Genomic DNA, 4,009 nt, shown 5'->3' on the forward strand with positions numbered 1-4,009 from the left:
CTTGTGTGGCTGGTTGATATATCAAGGATAGCAGAAACTTTTAAATTTAATCAATGAGCAATGGTGGGGTTACCCACTATAAATGACGAAAGGCCCTCATAATTCTTCATGTAGAACACCTTGCCTTTAGCCCTGAACGGAAGCTTATTCCCGTATGGGATGAGAAAAGCGTGTTCTCTTTTAATTTTAAGATCATTTTCGATATATCCGTCAGTGATAAGAAGAATTGGGCCGTTAACCGGGAAATCTTTTGCTTTTTCTAAAGCATTAATTCCGGGCTGTAATATTGTACCGCCTCTGCCTGTCACTTCAACTCTTCCGGCGATGTCCTCCGGTGCCATGTATCCGGCATCTGTAGCTTCTGCATCACAAAAGATGATTCTTACAAAAGGAACATCCTTTGACATGGCATAACTTGCGATAGCACCAAGGGCAAGTCCTATCTGTGATGAACACATGGATCCAGAAGTATCTATTACAACACCAAAAGTTCTGCTTTCGAGATCTACGTCTTTAACGACATAACTTGGTCTTGGAATATCTGGTGTTGATCCCTGTCTTCGGCTTGGTCTTGCATAGGTTCTGTGCTTTTCCACCGGCGGGAACTGTTCGTCGAACCATTTTCCAAGCTGTACTTCCCAAGGGATAGGCGGCATGGATAATGCTCTTATTTCCTCTACAAGTCCTGCCGGGATATAGCCTCTAGCATGTGTGATATGATAATCAAGTCCTTCTCTAAGAGAACTCTTAAAGAATTCATCAAGACCTATGCCTTTACCCATTCCTTCAAAGTGTGGACCGTTATTTCCGAAGATATCTCCCTGACCGTAGCCTCTGAAAGTTGCAAGCTTCTTGAATTTCCTGATCTCTTTAACGATCATGTCATATATCGCTTCAGCAGACATTCCGTGAAGTTCTTCATCATAGAGAAGCCCTTCAGATGGCATTTCACCTATCCTCATTTCATGAAGCCAGTCATTAACAACATAGTCACAGGCTACATTCCATAGGTAAGTGTCTCGTCCCTGGCATCTCTCGTGATGGCAGAGCCCGGCGTGAAGATATTCATGAGCAAGAACAAACTTCCATTCTTCAATTGTGAAACCGCAGGAAGGATTGGCATATATCTCGCCTTCCCGGCAGTCAACAGCAGCTATCCGGATATCGTATTTGTGACATATTTCTACATCATCAATAATCCTGAATGAAGCCGCAAGACCTCCGAGTAAAGGAAAATGCGCAAGGAACCATCTTGCAGCTTTGTATACCGGCGTGTCTTTATCTTTATTGATATCTCTGCCTGAAACTTCACTCACGGCTTTCTTGATAGAATGAGTAATAGCGTAATAAAACGCCTCTGCATATTCATTTTTTTCTCCGGCTTTATAAACGATGGGTGCATCAACACCTATCATATCAAGTGATTTTTCATCATTAAGACCATAAGTCTGCTCCGGTTCTGTTCCTTCATATTTGAGGAGATATTCGTAGATCTTTCTTTCGTCGTTTAGTTTTATAGTATATTCTGCTGCAGGGTCCGGAAAAAGAGGTTTTCCAAATCCTATATCGTACAGAAACCTTGTGACATATATATCACATGCTTTGTTCCATACTGCCGGATGAAATTCCTTAGTATCAGGCATTTTATCCTTATCAAAATGTCCGAAGGCAAGATGAAGAAGATCATGGGCCAATGCAAAGGCCCACTCTGATGCACTGAGACCGGCAGATATTTTTGTATAAATGTTTCCGCTCCTTGTGACACAGGAAATGCTGTGTTTCATGCTTATATGTGTTCCCTTGGGATAGACATTACCCCGTAACTTTGAAAGTAACGGGTGTTCCTCTATCATCCTGAAACCCATATATAAGGCCTGTTCATCCGGAGGGATATCTCCATGATAGTAATAATTCTTTCTTAAATAAGCCATATCAGTCCTTAGTTATTTACAAGACGTGGCAGATCCCTGATGACCTCAACCATGAACCAGTCAGGAAGAGTGCTTTCATCATCAGATGCCACAACCATCTGCGCAATTTCAAAGTTTATTGTAGCCAGTTCCTTGATCATTCCCTTGGCACGATATACAAAGGAAAGCATGTTTCCTGAGATGTCTTGCTTGCTCTTCGGAAGTTCTGTAAGAAGCTTTGCTCTGAAAGACTGTGCAAGGAAATAAAGTATGTCACGGTCTTCCGGCTTTGCGGGCCACTTTGCATTCTCAGCTATAATGTCTGAAAGCATGTGCTTGTTCTTTAAGCTCTTTGTATATGCAAGGAACATACCTGCATGAGAAGGAGAAAGGCATGCATAGGAGAGCATCTTAAGTACTTCAGAAGGAAGTACCTTTTCTCCGGCGCCGTACTCTTTAAGAGCATCACTTAACATATGCCATGATCTCGGTGTTGAGAATGGTTCCTCAGTCTTTGGAGGCTCAGAAAAAAGATGATCAGGTCTCTGGGTGATATAGTCAATCACCCAGGGATGAAGTCCGTTTCCCTGTGCCCACTTTATCCATTGTCTAGGATCCGCTTTCATCTGCACATGGAACATACGGTTTATGAGAGCTGAAGACATTGTCTTAACGATGGCACTGTCCTGGGCTCTGTTACCCGCACCCACCACGATGCTGCCCTCAGGGAGATGGTATTCGCCTATACGTCTCTCATGGATGAGAGAGTAGAAGGCCTTCTGAACTTCCTGGGAGCATGCATTAAGCTCGTCCAGGAAAAGTACGTAGGGTTCCTTACGTGCGATCATCTTTGGCGGAAGGAACTCTGATGTATCGCCCTTTATCTGAGGGATTCCGATTATATCTTCCGGTGCAAGCTGACTTCCGAGAAGTGATACACATGGAAGTCCCATGTCTGAAGCAAACTTTTCTACAAGTGCAGATTTTCCGATTCCCGGTGCACCCCATATGAATACAGGACGAATCGGAGCTACATTTATCAGAATGTCCATTAAGTCATTCTGTGTTACTGTTATTGGTAAATTCATATATTGATTCCTCTGTTTATGATCATGTATTTTAGGGTCAGTTTTGAAAAACAGCACAAAAATAACCCGAAAAAAATTTGTCAGGTCAGATGGTTTTCTTTTTGATTCTATAAACAGACAGGATTATACTGTCAGATAAGAGATAAAAGGATAGCCATACCTCTGGTTTCCATATTGTTAATGTAGTTTCTAAAGTTCTTTGTCATAGTGATGGCCTCCTTTCGTAGATGTGTATGTGAACGATGTTTCTGTATATTAAGGTATCATAAAATATAAATCAAGTCTTTAAACTACAAGTTTACCTTTAGCTCATGATTTATGATATCTTATATTTATACTATATTTTATGTAGATGACACATAATGTCATTATGAGTTGATATCTTATAAACGTAAAAAAAATATTTAATTACTTACTGAGCTACTGGGCCGAAACTGAAGAATAGTTTAATTTAAGAAAGAGAGAAAAAAGCATGCAAGTAATTAATGGAAAGTACAATAGTGCAAAGGTTTTCACTGACAATTTTGATGAGGTATGTCGTGATCAGATAAGAGACATACTGGATCAGGAGCCCTTCAGGGATGCAAAGATCAGGATCATGCCTGACTGTCATGCCGGAAAGAGTTGCGTTATAGGATTCACAGCAGAACTAGGTGACAAGATAGTTCCCAATATAGTAGGAGTCGATATCGGATGTGGTATGCTGACCGTTGAATTCGGCAACATCGACATTGATTTCGATAAGCTTGATAATGTTATCCGTGAATATGTTCCATCAGGAAGAGAAGTTAACGAAGGAAGACTGGAACGATTCCCGGAGCTTCAGGAGATGAAGTGCTACCGAAACCTCAAGGATACAAAGAAGATCGAGAGAGCCATAGGCAGTCTCGGAGGCGGAAATCATTTCATAGAGATCGATAAGGACGATGAAGGTAATAAGTATCTTGTAATCCATACAGGAAGCAGACAGCTCGGAAAGGAAGTATGTGAGTACTATCAGGGCGTTGCTAC

3 protein-coding genes are annotated in these 4,009 nt (G+C 41.5%); 1 reads left to right on the forward strand and 2 read right to left on the reverse strand.

Annotation, left to right across the window (positions count from 1 at the left end):
• Window positions 1–50: 50 nt before the first annotated feature.
• Both T515_RS15830 and T515_RS15835 read right to left on the reverse strand, forming a co-directional pair.
• Window positions 51–1,931: a DUF2201 family putative metallopeptidase gene (locus tag T515_RS15830; protein ID WP_051671825.1), complete on the reverse strand. Its 1,881-nt coding sequence runs from the start codon at window positions 1,929–1,931 to the stop codon at window positions 51–53.
• Between the two features lie 8 nt (window positions 1,932–1,939).
• Window positions 1,940–2,998, reverse strand: coding sequence for an AAA family ATPase (locus tag T515_RS15835; RefSeq protein ID WP_036613410.1), 1,059 nt, complete (start codon window positions 2,996–2,998; stop codon window positions 1,940–1,942).
• A gap of 472 nt (window positions 2,999–3,470) precedes the next feature.
• Here T515_RS15835 and T515_RS15840 point away from each other — a divergent pair.
• Window positions 3,471–4,009, forward strand: a 539-nt coding sequence (locus T515_RS15840) for an RtcB family protein (protein WP_036613411.1), incomplete at its 3' end; no start/stop codon positions are given.

Source organism: Oribacterium sp. P6A1, assembly GCF_000702885.1.
Taxonomy (GTDB): domain Bacteria; phylum Bacillota; class Clostridia; order Lachnospirales; family Lachnospiraceae; genus Oribacterium.